Annotated in this window: 11 protein-coding genes; 1 reads left to right on the top strand and 10 read right to left on the bottom strand. The window is 72.8% G+C overall.

All coding sequences use genetic code 11. The features are described 5' to 3' along the window. Positions 1-164 precede the first annotated feature (164 nt). The 6 genes from ACFC79_RS16855 to ACFC79_RS16830 form a co-directional block, all read right to left on the bottom strand. Positions 165-1,250 carry a branched-chain amino acid aminotransferase gene (locus ACFC79_RS16855; RefSeq protein WP_376240748.1) on the bottom strand — a complete coding sequence of 362 codons (1,086 nt, stop codon included), beginning with the start codon at positions 1,248-1,250 and terminating at the stop codon, positions 165-167. Between the two features lie 79 nt (positions 1,251-1,329). Beyond that, positions 1,330-2,148: an enoyl-ACP reductase FabI gene (gene fabI, locus ACFC79_RS16850; RefSeq protein WP_376240746.1), complete on the bottom strand. Its 819-nt coding sequence runs from the start codon at positions 2,146-2,148 to the stop codon at positions 1,330-1,332. Further along, on the bottom strand, positions 2,145-3,317 hold the full coding sequence (locus tag ACFC79_RS16845) for a beta-ketoacyl synthase N-terminal-like domain-containing protein (RefSeq protein WP_376240744.1): 1,173 nt from the start codon (positions 3,315-3,317) through the stop codon (positions 2,145-2,147). Before ACFC79_RS16845 ends, fabI begins: the two co-directional genes overlap by 4 nt. Next, complete coding sequence (locus ACFC79_RS16840; RefSeq protein ID WP_376240742.1) at positions 3,314-3,562, bottom strand: acyl carrier protein; 249 nt, start codon at positions 3,560-3,562, stop codon at positions 3,314-3,316. Before ACFC79_RS16840 ends, ACFC79_RS16845 begins: the two co-directional genes overlap by 4 nt. Before the next feature lie 25 nt (positions 3,563-3,587). Next, complete coding sequence (locus ACFC79_RS16835) at positions 3,588-4,700, bottom strand: radical SAM protein (protein WP_376240740.1); 1,113 nt, start codon at positions 4,698-4,700, stop codon at positions 3,588-3,590. Between the two features lie 15 nt (positions 4,701-4,715). Next, positions 4,716-5,435: a Phenylacetic acid catabolic protein gene (locus tag ACFC79_RS16830; RefSeq protein WP_376240738.1), complete on the bottom strand. Its 720-nt coding sequence runs from the start codon at positions 5,433-5,435 to the stop codon at positions 4,716-4,718. Positions 5,436-5,798: 363 nt separating this feature from the next. On the opposite strand from ACFC79_RS16830, the gene ACFC79_RS16825 reads away from it, so the two are divergent. Continuing rightward, positions 5,799-7,529, top strand: a complete 1,731-nt coding sequence (locus ACFC79_RS16825; RefSeq protein ID WP_376240736.1) for a beta-ketoacyl synthase N-terminal-like domain-containing protein — start codon at positions 5,799-5,801, stop codon at positions 7,527-7,529. Positions 7,530-7,535: 6 nt separating this feature from the next. On the opposite strand, the gene ACFC79_RS16820 is transcribed toward ACFC79_RS16825, so the two are convergent. The 4 genes from ACFC79_RS16820 to ACFC79_RS16805 all read right to left on the bottom strand — a co-directional run bounded on the left by ACFC79_RS16820 (position 7,536) and on the right by ACFC79_RS16805 (position 16,176). Then, the gene (locus tag ACFC79_RS16820; RefSeq protein WP_376240734.1) at positions 7,536-7,967 is read right to left on the bottom strand and encodes a PaaI family thioesterase; all 432 of its coding nucleotides are present in this window, start codon (positions 7,965-7,967) and stop codon (positions 7,536-7,538) included. Further along, positions 7,960-13,971: an SDR family NAD(P)-dependent oxidoreductase gene (locus tag ACFC79_RS16815; RefSeq protein WP_376240732.1), complete on the bottom strand. Its 6,012-nt coding sequence runs from the start codon at positions 13,969-13,971 to the stop codon at positions 7,960-7,962. Before ACFC79_RS16815 ends, ACFC79_RS16820 begins: the two co-directional genes overlap by 8 nt. Before the next feature lie 161 nt (positions 13,972-14,132). After that, positions 14,133-15,047, bottom strand: coding sequence for a GNAT family N-acetyltransferase (locus tag ACFC79_RS16810; RefSeq protein WP_376240729.1), 915 nt, complete (start codon positions 15,045-15,047; stop codon positions 14,133-14,135). 181 nt (positions 15,048-15,228) lie between these two features. Then, a complete protein-coding gene (locus ACFC79_RS16805; protein ID WP_376240726.1) occupies positions 15,229-16,176 on the bottom strand; it encodes an NAD(P)-dependent oxidoreductase in 948 nt (315 codons plus the stop codon). Positions 16,177-16,440 lie beyond the last annotated feature (264 nt).

The raw sequence follows: 16,440 nt of genomic DNA, 5'->3' as shown, positions 1-16,440 counted from the left end.
AGATTCCCGGAGAACGGGAGTGCCGGGTACCTCACTCCTGGCCATGCCGCGACGTTATGTCCCCGCGTGTGGCGGAGGGGTGCCCCGCCGTGCCGCGTGGGCCGGAACGGGTGCACCCCGCCGGCCCACGCGGCCCGTCCCCGGACGTCCCTCCCGGGAGCCGCTCAGAGCACCCGGCGCAGCCAGCCGTGCTTGTCCTCGGCGCGCCCGTACTGGATGTCCAGCACGTGCTCGCGCAGCGCCACGGTCTGCTTGCCCGGGGTGCCGTTCCCGATGGTGAACTCGTAGCCGTTGCCCTTGAAGCCCACGATCGGGGTGATGACGGCCGCCGTGCCCGCGGCGAACACCTCGGTGACGGAACCGTCGGCGGCACCCGCGCGCAGCTCGTCCAGGGTGACCGACCGCTCCTGCGGGGTCAGGCCGAAGTCGGCGGCCAGGGCGAGGACGGTGTCGCGGGTGACGCCCTCCAGGATCGTGCCGAGCGCGGGGGTCACGAGGTGTCCGTCCGAGGTGACCAGGCACAGGTTCATCGTCCCGGACTCCTCCAGCGTGCCGGCGCCCGTGCTGTCCAGGTACATGACCTGGTCGCAGCCGTGCTCCTCGGCCTCGACCTGGGCGGCCAGGCTCGCCGCGTAGTTGCCGCCGCACTTGGCCGCTCCGGTGCCGCCGTCCGCCGCCCGGGTGAACCGCTCGCTCACCCACAGGGTGACGCCCTCGACCCCGGACGCGAAGTAGGGACCGGCGGGGCTGGCGATCACCGAGTACACGACCCGGGCCGCGGGCCGCACACCGAGGAACGCCTCCGAGGCGAACATGAACGGCCGCAGGTACAGGCTCTCCTCGCCGCCCGGGGCCGGGACCCACACCTCGTCCGCGCGGACCAGCTCCTCCACGCTCGTGAGGAAGTCCTCCTCGGGCAGCTCCGGCAGGACCAGGCGCCCGGCGGAACGGGCGAAGCGCCGTGCATTGGCCTCGGGGCGGAACAGCCAGACGCTGCCATCGGCGTGGCGGTACGCCTTCAACCCCTCGAAGATCTCCTGCGCGTAGTGCAGCACGGCGGCGCTGGGGTGGAGGGAGAACGGACGCAGCGGTTCCACCTTGTGGTCGTGCCAGCCGGCGTCCCGCGTCCACACGGCCGACGCCATGTGGTCGGTGAAGTAACGGCCGAAGCCCGGGGCGGCGAGAATCTTCTCGCGCTCGGCCGCGGGCGTGGGACTCGTCGTCCGGGACAGGGGAAAGCCAGTGCTCATAGCCAATTCCTTACGCCGAAGCGGTTCTTCAGCGGGTGCAGATGTCGCCCACCGGGTCGAGTCCCCATGTTAAAGGGCGTCATCCCGGGGAGAGCCGGTGAGGAGGCGTGCCGATCCCGCCCATGACGGCGTGCAAGCCGCCGTCGGCGTGCACCACTTGGCCGGTGGTGCATCGGGCCAGGTCGGACAGCAGGAACAGCACCGCGCCCACGACCTGCCCGGGATCGGTGCGGTCCCAGCCCAGCGGCGCCCAGCGCTCGTAGTGGTCGGCCAGCGCGTCGAAGGTACTGATCCCGCGGGCGGACAACGTCTCCATCGGGCCCGCCGCGACCAGGTTCACCCGTACGCCCAGGGGCCCCAGATGCAGCGCCAGGTAGCGGGCGACGGCATCCAGCGACGCCTTGAAGACGCCCATCCAGTCGTACCCGGGAAGCGCGCGGGCACTGTCCACGGTGATGCCCACCACGCTGCCGCCCCGCCCGTTCGCGGTGAGCAGGGGGGTGAGGGAGGCCGCGAGACGCTGGAGCGAGTACGCCGAGACCTCGAAGCCGCGCAGCGCACTGACGGCGGGCGTGTCGAGGAACGCGCCGCCGACGGCGTCGGGCGGCGCCTGGGCGATGCTGTGCAGCACACCGTCGAGCGCGCCCCACCGCCGCCCCAGCTCCTCGGCGACCCCGGTGAAGCACGCGTCGTCCGTCACGTCGAGTTCCAGCACGTCGGGCGGGGCGGGGAGCAGTGCCGCCGCCTTGCGGGTGATCCGCGCCGCCCGGCCGAACGAACTGAGGACGACCTCCGCTCCCGCCTCCTGGAGCGCGGCGGCGACGTGCCAGGCGAGCGATTCCTGGTTCATCACGCCGGTGACGAGGTAGCGACGGCCCTGGAAATCGAATCCGGTCATGGTGCTCCCAGCACGAGGACGGCGTTGTGTCCGCCGAAGCCGAGCGAGTCCGACAGCCCGATCGTCCCGCGGCGGCCCGGGGTGAGCGCGCGGGCGCGGCGCACGTGGCCGAGCCTGCCGAGCCGCTCGTCCGGCCGGGTCAGTCCGTGCGTCGGCGGGGCGAGCGCGCCGCGCAGCGCGGCGAGGGTGGCGATGGCCTCCACGGCGCCGCCCGCGCCGAACAGATGCCCGGTCGCCGCCTTGGTGGAGGACAGCGGAACCGATTCCAGGGCGTCGCCCAGGGCGAGCCGCAGCGAGCGGATCTCCGCCTCGTCGTTCAGCGGCGTTCCGGTCCCGTGGGCGTTGATGTAGCGGAGGTCCGCGGACTCGACGCCCGCGTCGGCCAGCGCGCGCCGGATCGCCCGGGCCGCCGGGACCCCGTCGGGCGAGGGCGCGGTGACGTGATGGGCGTCGGAGCTCGCGCCGTAGCCCCGGACCAGGCCGAACACCTCGGCCCCGCGGGCGCGGGCGCCCGACAGGCTCTCCAGGACCAGGACGCCCGCGCCCTCGCCCATCACGAAGCCGTCGCGGTCCGCGCCGAACGGGACGCACCGGCCCGTGGGGGAGAGGGCACCGGCCTGCGCGAAGGACTCGCGCACGAGCGGCACCGACGCGGCCTCGGCCCCGCCCACGACCGCCGCAGCGACCTCGCCGCGCCGGATGGCGCCCAGCGCGAGCCCGATGGCCTGCGCCCCGGCGGCGCAGGCGCCCGCCGTCGCGAAGGACTCACCGTGCAGCCCGTAGCGCGTACTCACGCTCGCCGCCGCGCCGTTGGCCATCATCAGCGGCACTGTCAACGGCGTCGCGTCCCCGGACCGCGGGCCCTCGGGGACGCCGCCCAGGCCGGTGCCGATGACGCACATGATCTCGTCCGCCGGACAGGGCAGTCCCTCGGTCCACCCCGCCCGGCCGAGCGCCTCCGCGGCCGCGACCAGGGCCAGTTGGGCGAACCGGGCGTTGCGCCTGGTCTCCCGGCGCGTGAGGAAGTCCCCCGCGTCGAAGGCCGTGCAGCGCCCGTCCCCGTCCGCCAGCCCCGTCTCGCCCGCGAGGAGCCGCGAGGTCAGCACGTCCGCGCCGACACCGAGCGGGGTGACGGCACCGACGCCGGTGACCGCAACCGGATCGGTCAAAGGCCGGCCTTCTCCGCCACGTCGGACGCGAGTCGGCCCACGGTGACGTCGGCGAGCTCGGCACGCGGGATGGTGACCCCGTAGGTGCGCTTGATGGTGGCCATCAACTCCGCGGCGTCGAGGGAGTCGATGTCGAGGTCGTCGAACTTGGCGTCGGGCTCGATGGTGTCCTCCTCGACGCCGGAGTCGACGAGTTCGGTGCGGATGAGGTCCAGCACGGCCTCGGCGGTGACGGTGGTGGGCATGATCGCTCCTTGTGTGCTCGGTGGTTCAGCGGCTGAAGTTCGGGGACTGGCGCTGCGACCAGTACCACTGGCGCCAGTAGCTCTCGGCCATGTCCAGCCATGTCTCCAGGCGCTGTTCGCTGTCGAGGAACCAGTTGAGACTGACCATCAGCCAGCTGTAGACGGCCTGGCTGTCGCGGCAGCCGCCGCAGTCGCCGGAGGTGCAGCAGAACTGCAGCGTCTCGTAGTCCGCGCCGTAGACGGCGAAGCCGTCGAGAACGGGGTTGCCGTTGTTCACCCGCTGCTCGTGTTCGGGCATGTCGACACTGATGCTCGGGCAGACGTCGTAGCCGAAGCGCCCGCCCCAGTGACCGCGTCCGGTGATCAGGGCCTCGATGAAGTACGGATGGCTGACCACGGTGTCCGGGTAGAGCTCCTTCACCCGCAGGGCCTCGGCGAGGGTGCGCTTCTCGTTCTCGATCCGCAGCGGGTGGTCGGAGCCGTGCTCGCTGTAGAAGTTGAACGTGACCTGGTTGCCGTTGTCGCGGATCGCCCGCACGGTCGGTTCGACGTACGGGAGCCCCTCCTCCGACAGGGCGAAGACGAACGTGACTCGCGGATCCTCGCGGTAGTGCCCGAGCCCCTTCTCGAACAGGCCCGTGAACGAGGAGCCGTTCGGGCGGTGGGCGCGCAGGTCGTCGTCGAGCGGTCCGCCGCCGAACAGGCTGATCCCGATGGCGACGTTCTCGTACCCGTCGCGCGGCAGCGGGCGCAGACCGTTGGTCGAGATGGTGATGTACGGCAGCGTCTCCACGAACGGGCGGACCCGGTCCAGGACGATGGTGGGCTCGCCGCCGATGAGGGTGGCCTGGGTGACGCCGTCCGCCGCCAGCTTCTCGGCGAAGGCACGGATCCGCCCGGGATCCGAGGTCTCCTTCACCGCGGTGTCGAAGCCGCCCTCGAAGTACCAGCAGCCCTTGCAGCGGATGTTGCACGCCGTGGTGAGATGGACTTCGCAGCCCCGCACCCGGCGGCCCATGCCGCGCAGCGTCTTCAGGCGGGTGGCCAGATCGGGCCGGTCGGCCAGCAGCCCGCGCAGCCGGGCCTTGGCCTCGGCGCGGGAGGGCGGACGCGGAGTGATGAGCACGGGTACGGCCATGGTTGCCTCCGTGGCTTATTCGGGGATGCGCAGACCCAGGTTGGTGACGCGCGGAGCCACCTTCTCGCGCCACAGCGCGATGGCCTCGCCGTTGGTGGTCTTGCGCAGGCCGTAGCGCACGGCCTTCTGGGAGCGCTTGGTGTGGGCGCTGCCGAAGATGCCGACGAACATCGGCCACAGCCGGTCGAGCGCGACTTGGAGCTGCTCGCGGCCCTCCTCCGTGTCGGCGAGGTTGCGGCAGACCCGGGCGCCGTGGGCGATGTGGATCTTCTCGTCCTGGATGATCGTGCGCACCGCCTCGGCCCACGGCTTGTAGCTGCTGTCGGCGAACTCGCGGAGCATCACCATCGCGGTCTCCTCGCCGATGTACGAGTAGATGCCGCGTTCGGCCCAGCTGGTGCAGGTGTGCATGCGCTCGTCCGCGAACAGCATGCGCTCGGACAGCGGCTGCGTCTCCATGTAGGTGGTGTCGACGCCGATGTCGGCGAGGATGCGTTTGCCGATCTTGTAGTGGTCGTACTCCTCGGCGGCCCGCTCCGCGCACACCTGACGCTCCTCCGAGGACGGCGCGAGCGGAAGGAACATCAGCGCGTAGTCGTCACCGCCGGACAACTCGCCCTCGGTGTTGATGGTGATCTGACTGATCAGCATCTTCTGGTAGTCACGGGGCATCCGGTGGAACTCCTCCGGCGTGCGCACCACGACTTCTTCATCGTCCAGTACCGCGACCGTCATCGGCGACCTCACCTTTCTGTCTCACGGGCGAACAGAGCAGGACGAGAGGCGGCGGAGGTACGGCGCCGGCCGAGGGCACGGTCGACCCCGGCGTGTGGCGCAGACCCCCCAGGCCCACGGGTCGACACATTGTCATATCCGGGACCGGCAACACCAGACTTCACCGGCACCCGTTGTTTTACGCCAACGATCTGTCTCCGCAACGGAGTTGGGGACAGGTGCCACCGCGCCGGCCCGGCCGGACGATCGATCCCGGGCTGCTTCCTCGTCCCACCGCAGTTCACCGCCCCCACGGCACGGCTGATCCCGAAGTCCTCCGGAACACGGCACGTTCGACACATCGAACTGTTAATCTCACCGGCGATGCCATCGACTTCGGACACCGCCGCACACGCCGGCCCACTGCGCCGGGCCATGGAGACGATCAAGTCGCTGCGCGCGGAGCTGGACGCCGTCCGCGGCGCACGCCGCATCGCCGTCGTGGGCACCGCACTGCGCGCGCCCGGCGGCATCGGCGACCGCGAGACGTACTGGCGGGCACTTGCCGAGGGCCGCGACCTCACCGGGGAACTGCCCGCGCGGCGTCGTGCCGTGTTCGACTCGGGCTGGGACGGGCTGCTGTCCCGCGGCGGATACCTGGACGACGTGTTCGGCTTCGACGCGAAGTTCTTCGGAATCTCCCCCCGAGAGGCGCGGAGCCTCGACCCGCAGCACCGCCTGCTGCTCCAGGTGGTCTGGGAAGCATTCGAGGACGCGGCGATCCCGCCCGCGAGCGTCGCCGGGTCCACCGGCGTCTTCGTCGGCATCACCGGGCAGGACTACCGGCAGTGGGCCGAACCCGAGCCGAACGCGTCCTGGCTGATCGGCAACGGGCATTGCTTCGCCGCGGGCCGGATCGCCTACACCCTGGGTTTCGAAGGGCCGACGATGGCCATCGACACCGCCTGCTCGTCCTCCCTGACCGCGGTGCACACGGCGTGCCGCGCCCTGGCGGCCGGGGACTGCGACGTGGCCGTGGCCGGTGGTGTGAGCCTCGTCCTCGCACCCCGGTCGACGGCGGAGATCCAGCGCACCGAAGCGCTGTCGCCGGACGGCCGTTGCCGTCCGTTCGACGCGCGGGCCAACGGATTCGTGCGCGGCGAGGGCTGCGGTGCGGTGGTGCTGAAGCGCCTTGCCGACGCCGAGCGCGACGGGGACCGTGTGCTCGCCGTCATCGAGGGAACCGGCGTCAACCAGGACGGCCCGTCGGCCGGCTTCACCGCGCCGAACGGACCGGCGCAGACCCGGCTGATCACATCGGTACTGGCCTCCACCGGGCTGACCCCCGACGACATCGGCTACCTGGAGGCGCACGGCACCGGAACCCCGCTGGGCGACCCCATCGAGCTGGAGGCCGCCCGTGCCGCACTGAGCGGCGGCAACGGCAGGACCTGGTACGTGGGATCGGTGAAGGCCAACGTCGGCCACACCGAGTCCGCCGCCGGCGTGCTGGGGCTGCTCAAGGCCCTCCTCTGCCTGGAGAAGCGGCAGATACCCCGGCAGGCGCAGTTCGAACGGCTCAACCCGCGCATCGACCTCGGCGACAGCGGCATGACGGTGCCCACCCGGACGATCCCCTGGGACACTGCGTCCGCAGGCCGGTGCGCCGCGGTCAGCTCCTTCGGCATGAGCGGCACCAACGCCCACGTCGTGCTCTCACCGGGCACCGACGCCCCGCCGCCGGGCGCGGCCCCGTCCGCGCCCGGCGGTCTCCTCGTCTCCGCGCACACGGAACCCGCGCTGCGCGCCCTCGCACTGCGCTACGCGGAGGCACTGTCGGGCCCCGACGCCGAGTCCGACTACGCCGCCTTCGCCCACACCGCGAACCACGGCCGCACCCGCCTGCGCCACGCCACGTGGATCGGGGCGGACAGCGCGGCCGGGGCCCGCGCCGCCCTCACCGCCCTGGGCGGCGGCACCGACGACCCGCGGCTGCGGACGCTCGACGAGGCCGAGGCCGTCCCCGCCCACCCGGCGGCGCGGGCCGTGCACCCGCTGCCGCACTACCCGTGGGAGCAGGTCACGTACGCGATCCGTGCACTGGGCGACGACTGAACGGCGTCACCGCTCGCGCCTCCTGCCACCCGGAAAGGCGAAATGAAGGGTGGCCAGGGCGACCGGTCTGCCCGGCCCGTCCTCGACCCGCGCCGCGAACACGGCCGTCCGGCGGCCGATGCGCACGGCCTCCACCCGGGCGCGCAGCTCACCCGGCTCCGCCGCCTCCAGGAAGCTGATGCTGCTGGACGTCAGCATGGCCGACGGGGTAGGGCCCCGATAGGCGCTGAGAGCGACGTACGAGGCCACATCGACGAACGTGAAGATGGCCGGCCCGGAGACCGTCCCACCCGGCCGAACCGGCAGACTCGACGCACACGCCGTGAGGAGCAGACCGTCGGGCGTGACGTCGACGACGTGGAACCCGTCCATGCCCGGCAGATACTCCGTCAGCAGCCGGCGGGTCTCCTCGACGGTGAGGACCGGGTGCTCACCCATGCGCGGCGGACTCCTCCGTGTCGAACAAGTCGGACAGCGCGGCGCCCAGCCGGGCCAGACTGCCGTACTTCCACAGGAGCGTCGGGCTCAGCCGCAGCCCCAGCGACGCCTCCAGCCTGTTGCGCAGTTCCAACGACATCAGCGAATCCAGGCCCAGCGACTTGAGCGGGACGTCCCGGTCCAGTCCGCCCCGGTCGACGCGCAGGACGAGCGCGGCGTCGCGACGCACCACGTCCTCCACCAACTCCCTGCGCCGCTCCGCGGGCACGTCCCGCAGCCCCGTGTCGACCGCGGCCCGGTCCGCACCCGTGAGCGACTGCCAACTGGACTGCGAGGCGGTGGCCGGGTACGTCTCCCGCCACCGCTCGGGATCGAGGGCGGCATGGACGACAACGGCCTCGTCCGTCTCGACGAACCGGCGCAGCGCCCGCCAGCACTCGTCGACACCGATGCTCCCCAGACCGCGGTCGGCGAGCCGGTCGCCGCGTCCGGACGACTGTGCCGCGAGCCCGATGCCGGCCACCGGACCCCACTGCACGCTCAGCCCGGGCAGCCCGGTCCGGCGGCGTTCCAGCGCGAGGGCGTCCAGCGCGCTGTTCGCCGCGGCGTACGCGGCCTGACCCACCGTGCCCACGTACGCGGACGCCGACGAGAACAGCACGAACAGGTCGAGGGCGTCGTCGGCGGTGAGTTCGTGCAGCACCCGGGCGCCGAGCGCCTTCGGGCGCAGGACCCGCTCGATCCGCGCGGCGTCGAGCCCGAGCAGCGTGGCATCGTCCAGGACCCCCGCCGCGTGGAACACACCGCGCAGCGGGGGGAGTTGCGCGCGAATCTCGGCCAGCACGGTCCGCATCCGCCGCTCGTCGGCGACATCGGCCGACCACACGCCCACCCGGACCCCGGCGGCGCGCAGTGCCTCGATCCGGCCGGGGTCGCCCGGCGCGGACCGTCCGAGCAGGGCGATCGCCCCGGCCCCCGAGGACGCGAGGAACTCCGCCAGCGACAGCCCCAGCGCCCCCAGGCCGCCGGTGATCAGATACGTGCCCCCGGCGCGCAGGCGCCCGTCCGGCAGCGGCTGCGGCCGGACCGTGCCGCAGCGGGCCGGGCCCGTGAGCACGATCTTGCCGATGTGCTCGCCGCGCGACATGGTGCGCACCGCGTCCTCGGCATCGGTGAACTCCCACGTGCGCACCGGAAGGGGACCGAGCTCTCCCGCCTCCACCAGCCGCCACACGGCCCCGAGCACCGAGGCGAACCGCTCCGGACGGCGACGCAGCAGCCCCGCGATGTCCACGGCCGTGACGGAGATCGACTTCTTGAACGCCCCGAGACCGACGGACGTCCCGGCGTGGATGTCCCGCTTGCCGACCTCCACGAACCTGCCGTCCTCGGCGAGCACCTCCAAGCCGAGCGGAAGCGCCGCGCCCGACAGGGAGTTGAGGACGACGTCCACCCCCCGGCCGCCGGTCGCGGCGCGTACCTGCGCGGCCCAGTCGAGACCGCGCGAGTCGAAGACATGGGCCACGCCCAGATCCCGCAGGAGGCGGCGCTTCTCCTCGGTGCCGGCCGTCGCGATCACGGTCGCGCCCGCTCTCCGCGCGACCTGGAGGGCGGCGAGGCCGAGCCCGCCGGTGGCGGAATGGACGAGCACCGTCTCACCCGGCTCGGTCCGGGCCACGTCGACGAGCGCGTAGTGGGCCGTGACCAGCACCATCGGCAGCGCGGCAGCCTCGACGGCACTCAGCGACGCCGGGAGCGGCACCACATGCCGCGCGTCGACGGTGACATGACTGGCCAGCGCCCCGAAACCACAGGCGACCACCCGGTCCCCGACGGCGACCCCCGTCACCGAGGGCCCCACGGCAGTCACCTCGCCCGCGCAGTCCAGCCCCAGCACCTCGCGGTCCGCCGAACGGTCCGGGTAGACGCCCATGGTCTTCATCACGTCGATGAAGTTGAGCGACGCCGCGTCGACGGCCACCTCCACCTGCCCCTGGCCGGGCGCCGACCGGTCCAGCGGCCACCTGCACAGGGAGTCGGGGCTGCCGGGCCGCGCGACCCCCAGCCGGAACGGCTGCGCGCCTCCACCCGTGCGCCACGGCGCGGGGACGGGGGAGGAACCGCCCCGGACCCGCAATCCGACGAGGCGTTCGCCGCCACGCAGGACCACACGGTCCTCGCCCGCAGACAACTCCTCCACCAGGTCCGCCGAGAACGTGTCCGTCTCGACGAGCCGGGCGCGCAACTGCGGATACTCCGCCTGCACCACGGCCACGAAACCCTCGTACAGCCCGGCCGAGTCCGCACCGCCGCGGACCACCACCGACAACTGGACCGCGGGGTTCTCGTCGAGACACCGGCGGATCAGCTCCGTCAGCTCCACCAGCCCCGCCGACCCCCGCTCGGGCGCGACGAAGACCACCGTGTCCGCCGTGCCGAGCCCGTCCGGGCCGAGGGCGCCCGCCGGCATGTTCGCCAGCACGTCCGCCGCGTCCCCCGTGTCCCGGTGGCCGTGGACGACGACCCGGCCGCGGCCCTCCGGGCGGGGCTGCCGCTCACGCGGCTCGAAGACCGTCCGGAACACGTTCCGGCCGATGTCGTCCTGCTCCTCGGCACCCGGCAGGCCGACCAGCACCACTCCGTCCAGCCGGCCGACGGGCCGACGGTCCGCGTCGAACACCGCGAGGTCGAAACCGGTCCCGTCCGCCGTGCGCATCGCGTGCACCCACAGACGGGGCGCACCGGTCGCGGCCATCGCCGCACTGCGGATCGCGACCGGCACCGACGGGCCCTCGCCCACGGCGAGAGCGGCCTGCAGCACACCGTCCCACAGCACCGGGTGCAGTGCCCCCCTCATGTCCCCGGACCGGCTCCCGGGCGGCAACTCCACCCGGACGAGGGCCTCGTCCTCGGTCACGTGCCCACCGGTCACCGACCGGAACGCGGTGCCGTAGGGCAGGTTCCGCCGGGCGCAGTCCCGGTAGAAGGCGTCGGCGTCCAACTCCTTCTCCGGGAGCAGGTGGTCCGGGAAGGCGGCGGGGGAGACGGGAGCACCCCAGGACGCCACCGCCCGGAAGTGCCGTGTCCAGCCCTCCGCTCCGCCCTCGCCGCCCCCGCGGTCCACGGCCCCCGAGACCACGGACACCACTCCGGCCGCGCCCGCACCGGGGCGCCAGGTCACGGCGAGTCTCACGGGTTCGTCGCCCAGCGCCAGCGCCGTCGGCAGACCGATGTCGCGCAGCACCGGCGGACCCTCGCCGCGCCCGGACAACGCGTGCTGCACCAGGGCGAGATGGCCGCCCGCCGGGAACACGACGGCGTCGTGCACGCGGTGATCGGCGAGCCAGGGATGGGCCCGCACGGACATCCCGACGGCACCCTCCCACACCCCTGTCGCCGTCGACGGTGCCAACACCACGGCCGGCCGGCCGCCCGCGGACGCAGCGCCGCGCCGGGGCGCCACCCAGTACCGCTCGCGCCGGAACGGATACGGCGGCACCACCACCGAGGGGCGCCGTGCCGGGCGCGGCCCCCAGGCGTCCAGACCGGAGACGTACGCCTCGCCGAAAGCCCTCAGCAGGTCGCCGTGCGAGCCCGCGCCGCGGCGCAACGTACCCAGCACGACCGGCGGTTCGGCTCGTCCCTCGCCGATCTGGCGGAGCGCGGTGCCCAGACCGGGGTGCGGGCTGACCTCGACGACATGCGTCACTCCGTCGTCGAGCAGCAGATCCACCGCCTCGGCGAAGCGCACCCGCCGACGCAGATTGGCCGCCCAGTACCCGGCGCCCATCTCCGTGCCGTCCAGCCGCCGCAGGTCCACCGTGGACAGCACCGGAGTGTGCCCCGAGCGAGCCGTCACCGCTGCCAGCGCCTCCCGGATCTCCGGCACGATGGCGTCGATCTGCGGGCTGTGGGACCCGTAGTCGACGTCGACCAGACGGCAGAACACGTCGTCGGCCGCGAGGATTTCCTGAAGCAGCAGCACCGAATCCTCGTCGCCGGACAGCACACAGGACCGAGGACCGTTGTGCACGGCCAGTTCCACCAGGCCCTCGAAGCCTTCCAGGGCGCGGGCCGCCTCCCGCGGACCGAGGTCGACGGCCAGCATCCGGCCGCCTCCGGTGATCCGGCGGAGAAGCGAACTGCGCCTGCTCACCACCAGGGCGGCGTCCTCCAGGGACAGCGCACCGGCCACCGCCGCGGCAGCGATCTCGCCCTGGCTGTGCCCCACCACGACGTCCGCGGTCACCCCCGCATCCGCCCACGCCGCCGCGAGCGACACCGACATGGCCCACGACGCGGGCTGCACCTGCTCCACCCCGGACGGCACCACCCGACCCGTGACGAGATCGCGCACATCCCACGGAACGTGCGGCGACAACGCCCGCGCGCACCGGTCCATGGTGTCCGTGAAGGCGGCGTCGTGCCCGTACAGGCCCGCGCCCATGCCCGTCCACTGCGCTCCCTGCCCGGGAAGGACCAGGGCGACCTTCCCGACCTCCCGCGCCCGCCCCGACACCGATTCGGCCAGCCCGGGGCCGAACAGGGCCCGCCGCTGGGGGAAGTGGTCCCGGTACCAGGCCAGGGCCTGTGCCGTCTCCCGGGCGCAGGCCCCCTCGGCCAGCAGCTTCCGCACATCCGTCTCGCGCTGCTCCAGCGCCTCGGCGGAATGCGCGCTCAGCGGCAGCAGATACGGTCCGCCGGACCGGGACGGGGCGAGGGGGACAACGGGCTCGGCAGCCCCGGGCGGCCCGCCGAGGACGACATGCGCGTTGGTGCCGCCCCAGCCGAAGGAGTTGACACCGATGTGGCTGCCCGGGGTCAGGGGCAGCGGCTCCCGGGCGACGGCCAGGTTCAGCCCGTCGAAGTCGATCGCCGGGTTGAGCTCCTCGGCGTGCAGGCTCGGCGGGACGACGCCGTGCTCCAGGGCCAGCACCGACTTGATGAGCCCGGCCAGCCCGGCAGCCGGTTCGAGATGGCCGATGTTGGTCTTCACCGAGCCGATGTGGAGCCTGCGCCCGTCCACGGCCCGCCCCAGTACCGCGCCGAGCGCCTCCGCCTCCGCACTGTCACCGCGGGCGGTTCCGGTGCCGTGCGCCTCGACGTAGGCCAGCCGCTCCAGCGGCACCGCGCCCGATCCGTACACGCGCCGCAGCAGATCCTGCTGCGCGGCAGGGTTCGGTGTGACGAGACTGTCCCCGCCGCCGTCGTTGTTCACCGCGCTGGCCACCACGACCGCGCGCACCCGGTCGCCGTCGCGCAGCGCCTTTCGCAGGGGCTTGAGGTACACGACGGCGACGCCCTCGCCCCGGACGAACCCGTCGGCCCCGGCGCCGAAGGCGTGGCAGCGCCCGGTCGGCGAGAGGCCGCCGAAGTGGGTGAGCCCCACGGTCACCTCGGGCGTCAGCATCAGGTTCGCCCCGCCCACCAGCGCTGCGTCGATCTCGCCGTGCCGCAGCGCCTGACACGCCTGGTGCAGGGCGACCAGGGAGGACGAACAACTGCTCTCGACGGTCAGACTGGGCCCGGTCAGGCCGAGGACGTAGGAGATGCGGGACGAGACGATGTCGAGGGAGTTGCCGACGATGCTGTGTTGTGTCGCGCCCGCGCCCGCGTCCTTGCGCAGCAGCTCGTAGTCGTGCCAGAGACCGCCGACGTACACCCCGGTGCGCGACCCGCGCAGGGTGCCCGCGACCGCACCCGCGTCCTCCAGGGCCCGCCAGACCGTCTCCAGCATCAACCGCTGCTGCGGGTCCAGGACTTCGGCCTCGCGGGGCGAGATGCCGAAGAACGCCGCGTCGAACCGGTCGACGTCCTCGATGAACCCCCCGACCGACTGGATGTCACGCGTCGGATCGACCACGTCCGCGGCATCCCACCGTTGTGGTGGGACCGGTCCGATGGCGTCACCGCCGCTGATCAGCAATTCCCACAGAGCATCCGGATCCGGTGCCTGAGGGAACCGCCCCGCCATGCCGACGATCGCGACCAGATGAGAATCCACGCCGTGCAACAGTCCTCCCCGATGGACCTTGCCGCCCCAACGGCCCCCCATACTGATCCGCTTCGCAGCTCTTGTCGACCCCCGGGAGAGGCCGTCGCCGCGCCTCCGTGCCGGGCGGGTTCCCCGGGCACTTCGCGGCGTCGTCCGCGCGGCGGGCGGCGTCAGGCGGAGGGGCGGGGAAGCCCGATGGCGCGGAACTCCTCCATGACTCCGTAGCCGGCGCTCGTGTACAGGTTCATCGCCACCTCGTTGCCGCCCCACACGGTGAACATCAGCACGTCGTCGCCGCCCGCGACGGTGGCCCGCTCGCCGACCGCCATCGCGGCCCGCCCGAGTCCCCGGCCGCGGTGCCGTTCCTCGATGTGCAGCGAGTAGCCGTAGGTGACCCCCGGAAGGTGACCGTGCTTCAACCAGCCGGTGCCGACCTGCTCGCCCGCCGCCTCAAGAACCAGGAGTGTGGTGCTCGGAGTCGTCAGACCATCGGGGAGGAGTTCGGCGAAGTCGCGATCGGCCTTGCGCTCGGCCTCCTCGGCGCTCAGGGATCCGGCCCGCACGATGTCGCCGGTGTAGGCAAGCTTCTCGGAGGCGAGCCACGCGGGATACTCCGCCTCCGTCATCGGGCGTGCGGTGACGCCGTCGCGCGTCCTCGGCGGTGAGCCCACGGCCCGTGTCCTGGTCTGGCCCTGGACGGCGTAGTCGTCGAACAGGCCGTCGGAGGGGCCGGTGAGCCGCACGTTCAGCCGTCGTGCGCCGCGCTCCGCGCACCATGCCTCCGCCCAGTCGCGGGCGGCCCGTCCATGGCCCCGGCCGGCGTGGGCCGCGTCGATGTGGAGGTCGCGGATCCGGCCCGCCGGTGTGCCGTTGTCGTCGATCACGCCCACGGCGACGTGGCCCACTCGGTTCCCTCCCTCGGTGATCTCCGCGACGGCCCAGTCGCCGAGGGCGGCGCGTGCCTCCTCCAGCAGGTGCTCCGCCGCGGCCGGACCGAGCCCGGCGGCCAGGTAGGCGGAACGCAGCCGCCGCTCGAAGTCCTGCTGCCATTCGGTGCTGTCACCGAGGGCGTTGAATTCTGTCATTCGATCACACTAACGGGCTGCTCCCGCCATGTCGGCAGGCTCCGGGGGGAGTTGGGCCGGTCCGGACGGTGGACCGGCCGCGACGGGCCTCGAAACGAGGGCCGCCCGTCTCCCGCGGCCGGCACCCCGGACGGGTCGCCGGGGCACACGAGCCACCGCCGACCCGTCCGTGCCCGTCGACTCAGGGGCGCGGCGACAGACCGTCGTCCACGGGGACGTCTTCGGCGTGCAGCGGGAGCCCGGAGTTCCTTGCCTGCTCCAGGATCAGTGCGGCGAAGTCGTCCTCGACGTGCCCCGCGCCGATGGCACCCGCGACGATCTGTGCGGTGACCGCGGCGAGCGGCAGCGGAACCCCGAACTCGTGGGCCGCGGACAGTCCCAGGCCGAGGTCCTTGCGCAGCAGCGGCATGGTGAACGTCGGCGTGAAGTCCAGGTTGACCAGCGCGGGGGACTTGTAGCGGGTGTAGGGCGATCCCATCACGGAGTTGTTCAGGAATTCCAGGAAGGCGGCACGACTGATGCCTCCCTTCTCCGCGAGGACCGTGATCTCGGCGAGCGACTGGGTGACGACGCCGAGGAAGACGTTGTGCGCGATCTTGACGAGGCGCGCGACTTCGTCCTCGCCGACGTAGGTGGCCCCGCGTCCCAGTACCGCGAGCAGGGGCTCCACCCGGCTGAACACCTCACGGGGGCCGGAGACCGCGAGGGTCAGTTTCCCGGCGGCGATCACCGAAGGGTTCCCGCTCACCGGGGCGGCGAGGAAGTCGGTGCCCCGTTGTGCGGCCTCCTTCCGGATCAGCGCGGACATCTCGGTGGAGACCGTGGAGCTGTCGATCAGCACCCCCGGCGCGGCGGTCGGCGAGGTCAGCACGCCGCCGGGTCCCGTGGCGACCGCGTGCAGGTCGGGCGAGGCGGAGACCATGCTGAAGACGACGTCCCGGTCGGCCAGGTCGATCGGCCGGTCGACGATCACGGCTCCTCGTTCGGCCAGTGGTTCGGCCTTGGCACGGGTCCTGTTGAAGACGGCTACGTCGTGCCCCGCGTCCAGCAGCCGGGCGGCGAGCCGGAACCCCATGCGGCCGGTACCGATCCAGCCGATGCGGGGGTGTTCCTGGGCTGTGTACGCCATGGTGTACCTCGTTCCTGGAAGACGGATCGGCCCGTGCGGTCCCGTCGCCCACCGACCGGAGCCACGGCGGACGACCGACGGGCTGCCGGACCGTGGCGGCCCGCGTGCCGCGGCGGGAGGACCGGCTCCGCCGCGGGCGGTACGGACGGATACCCCGTGGACCGTGCCCGCGTGCGCGAGCAGGTGCGAGTCTGCTCGCCCGTGCGCGCGTGCGGCAGCAGGCATGACGGAAAGCGCCTCGGAAGGGTGATGCCGTTTCTGCTC

This window comes from Streptomyces sp. NPDC056061 (assembly GCF_042266885.1).
Lineage (GTDB): Bacteria > Actinomycetota > Actinomycetes > Streptomycetales > Streptomycetaceae > Streptomyces.
The sequence above is the reverse complement of the archived record's forward strand: the minus strand, read 5'-3'. Positions and strand labels throughout refer to the sequence as shown.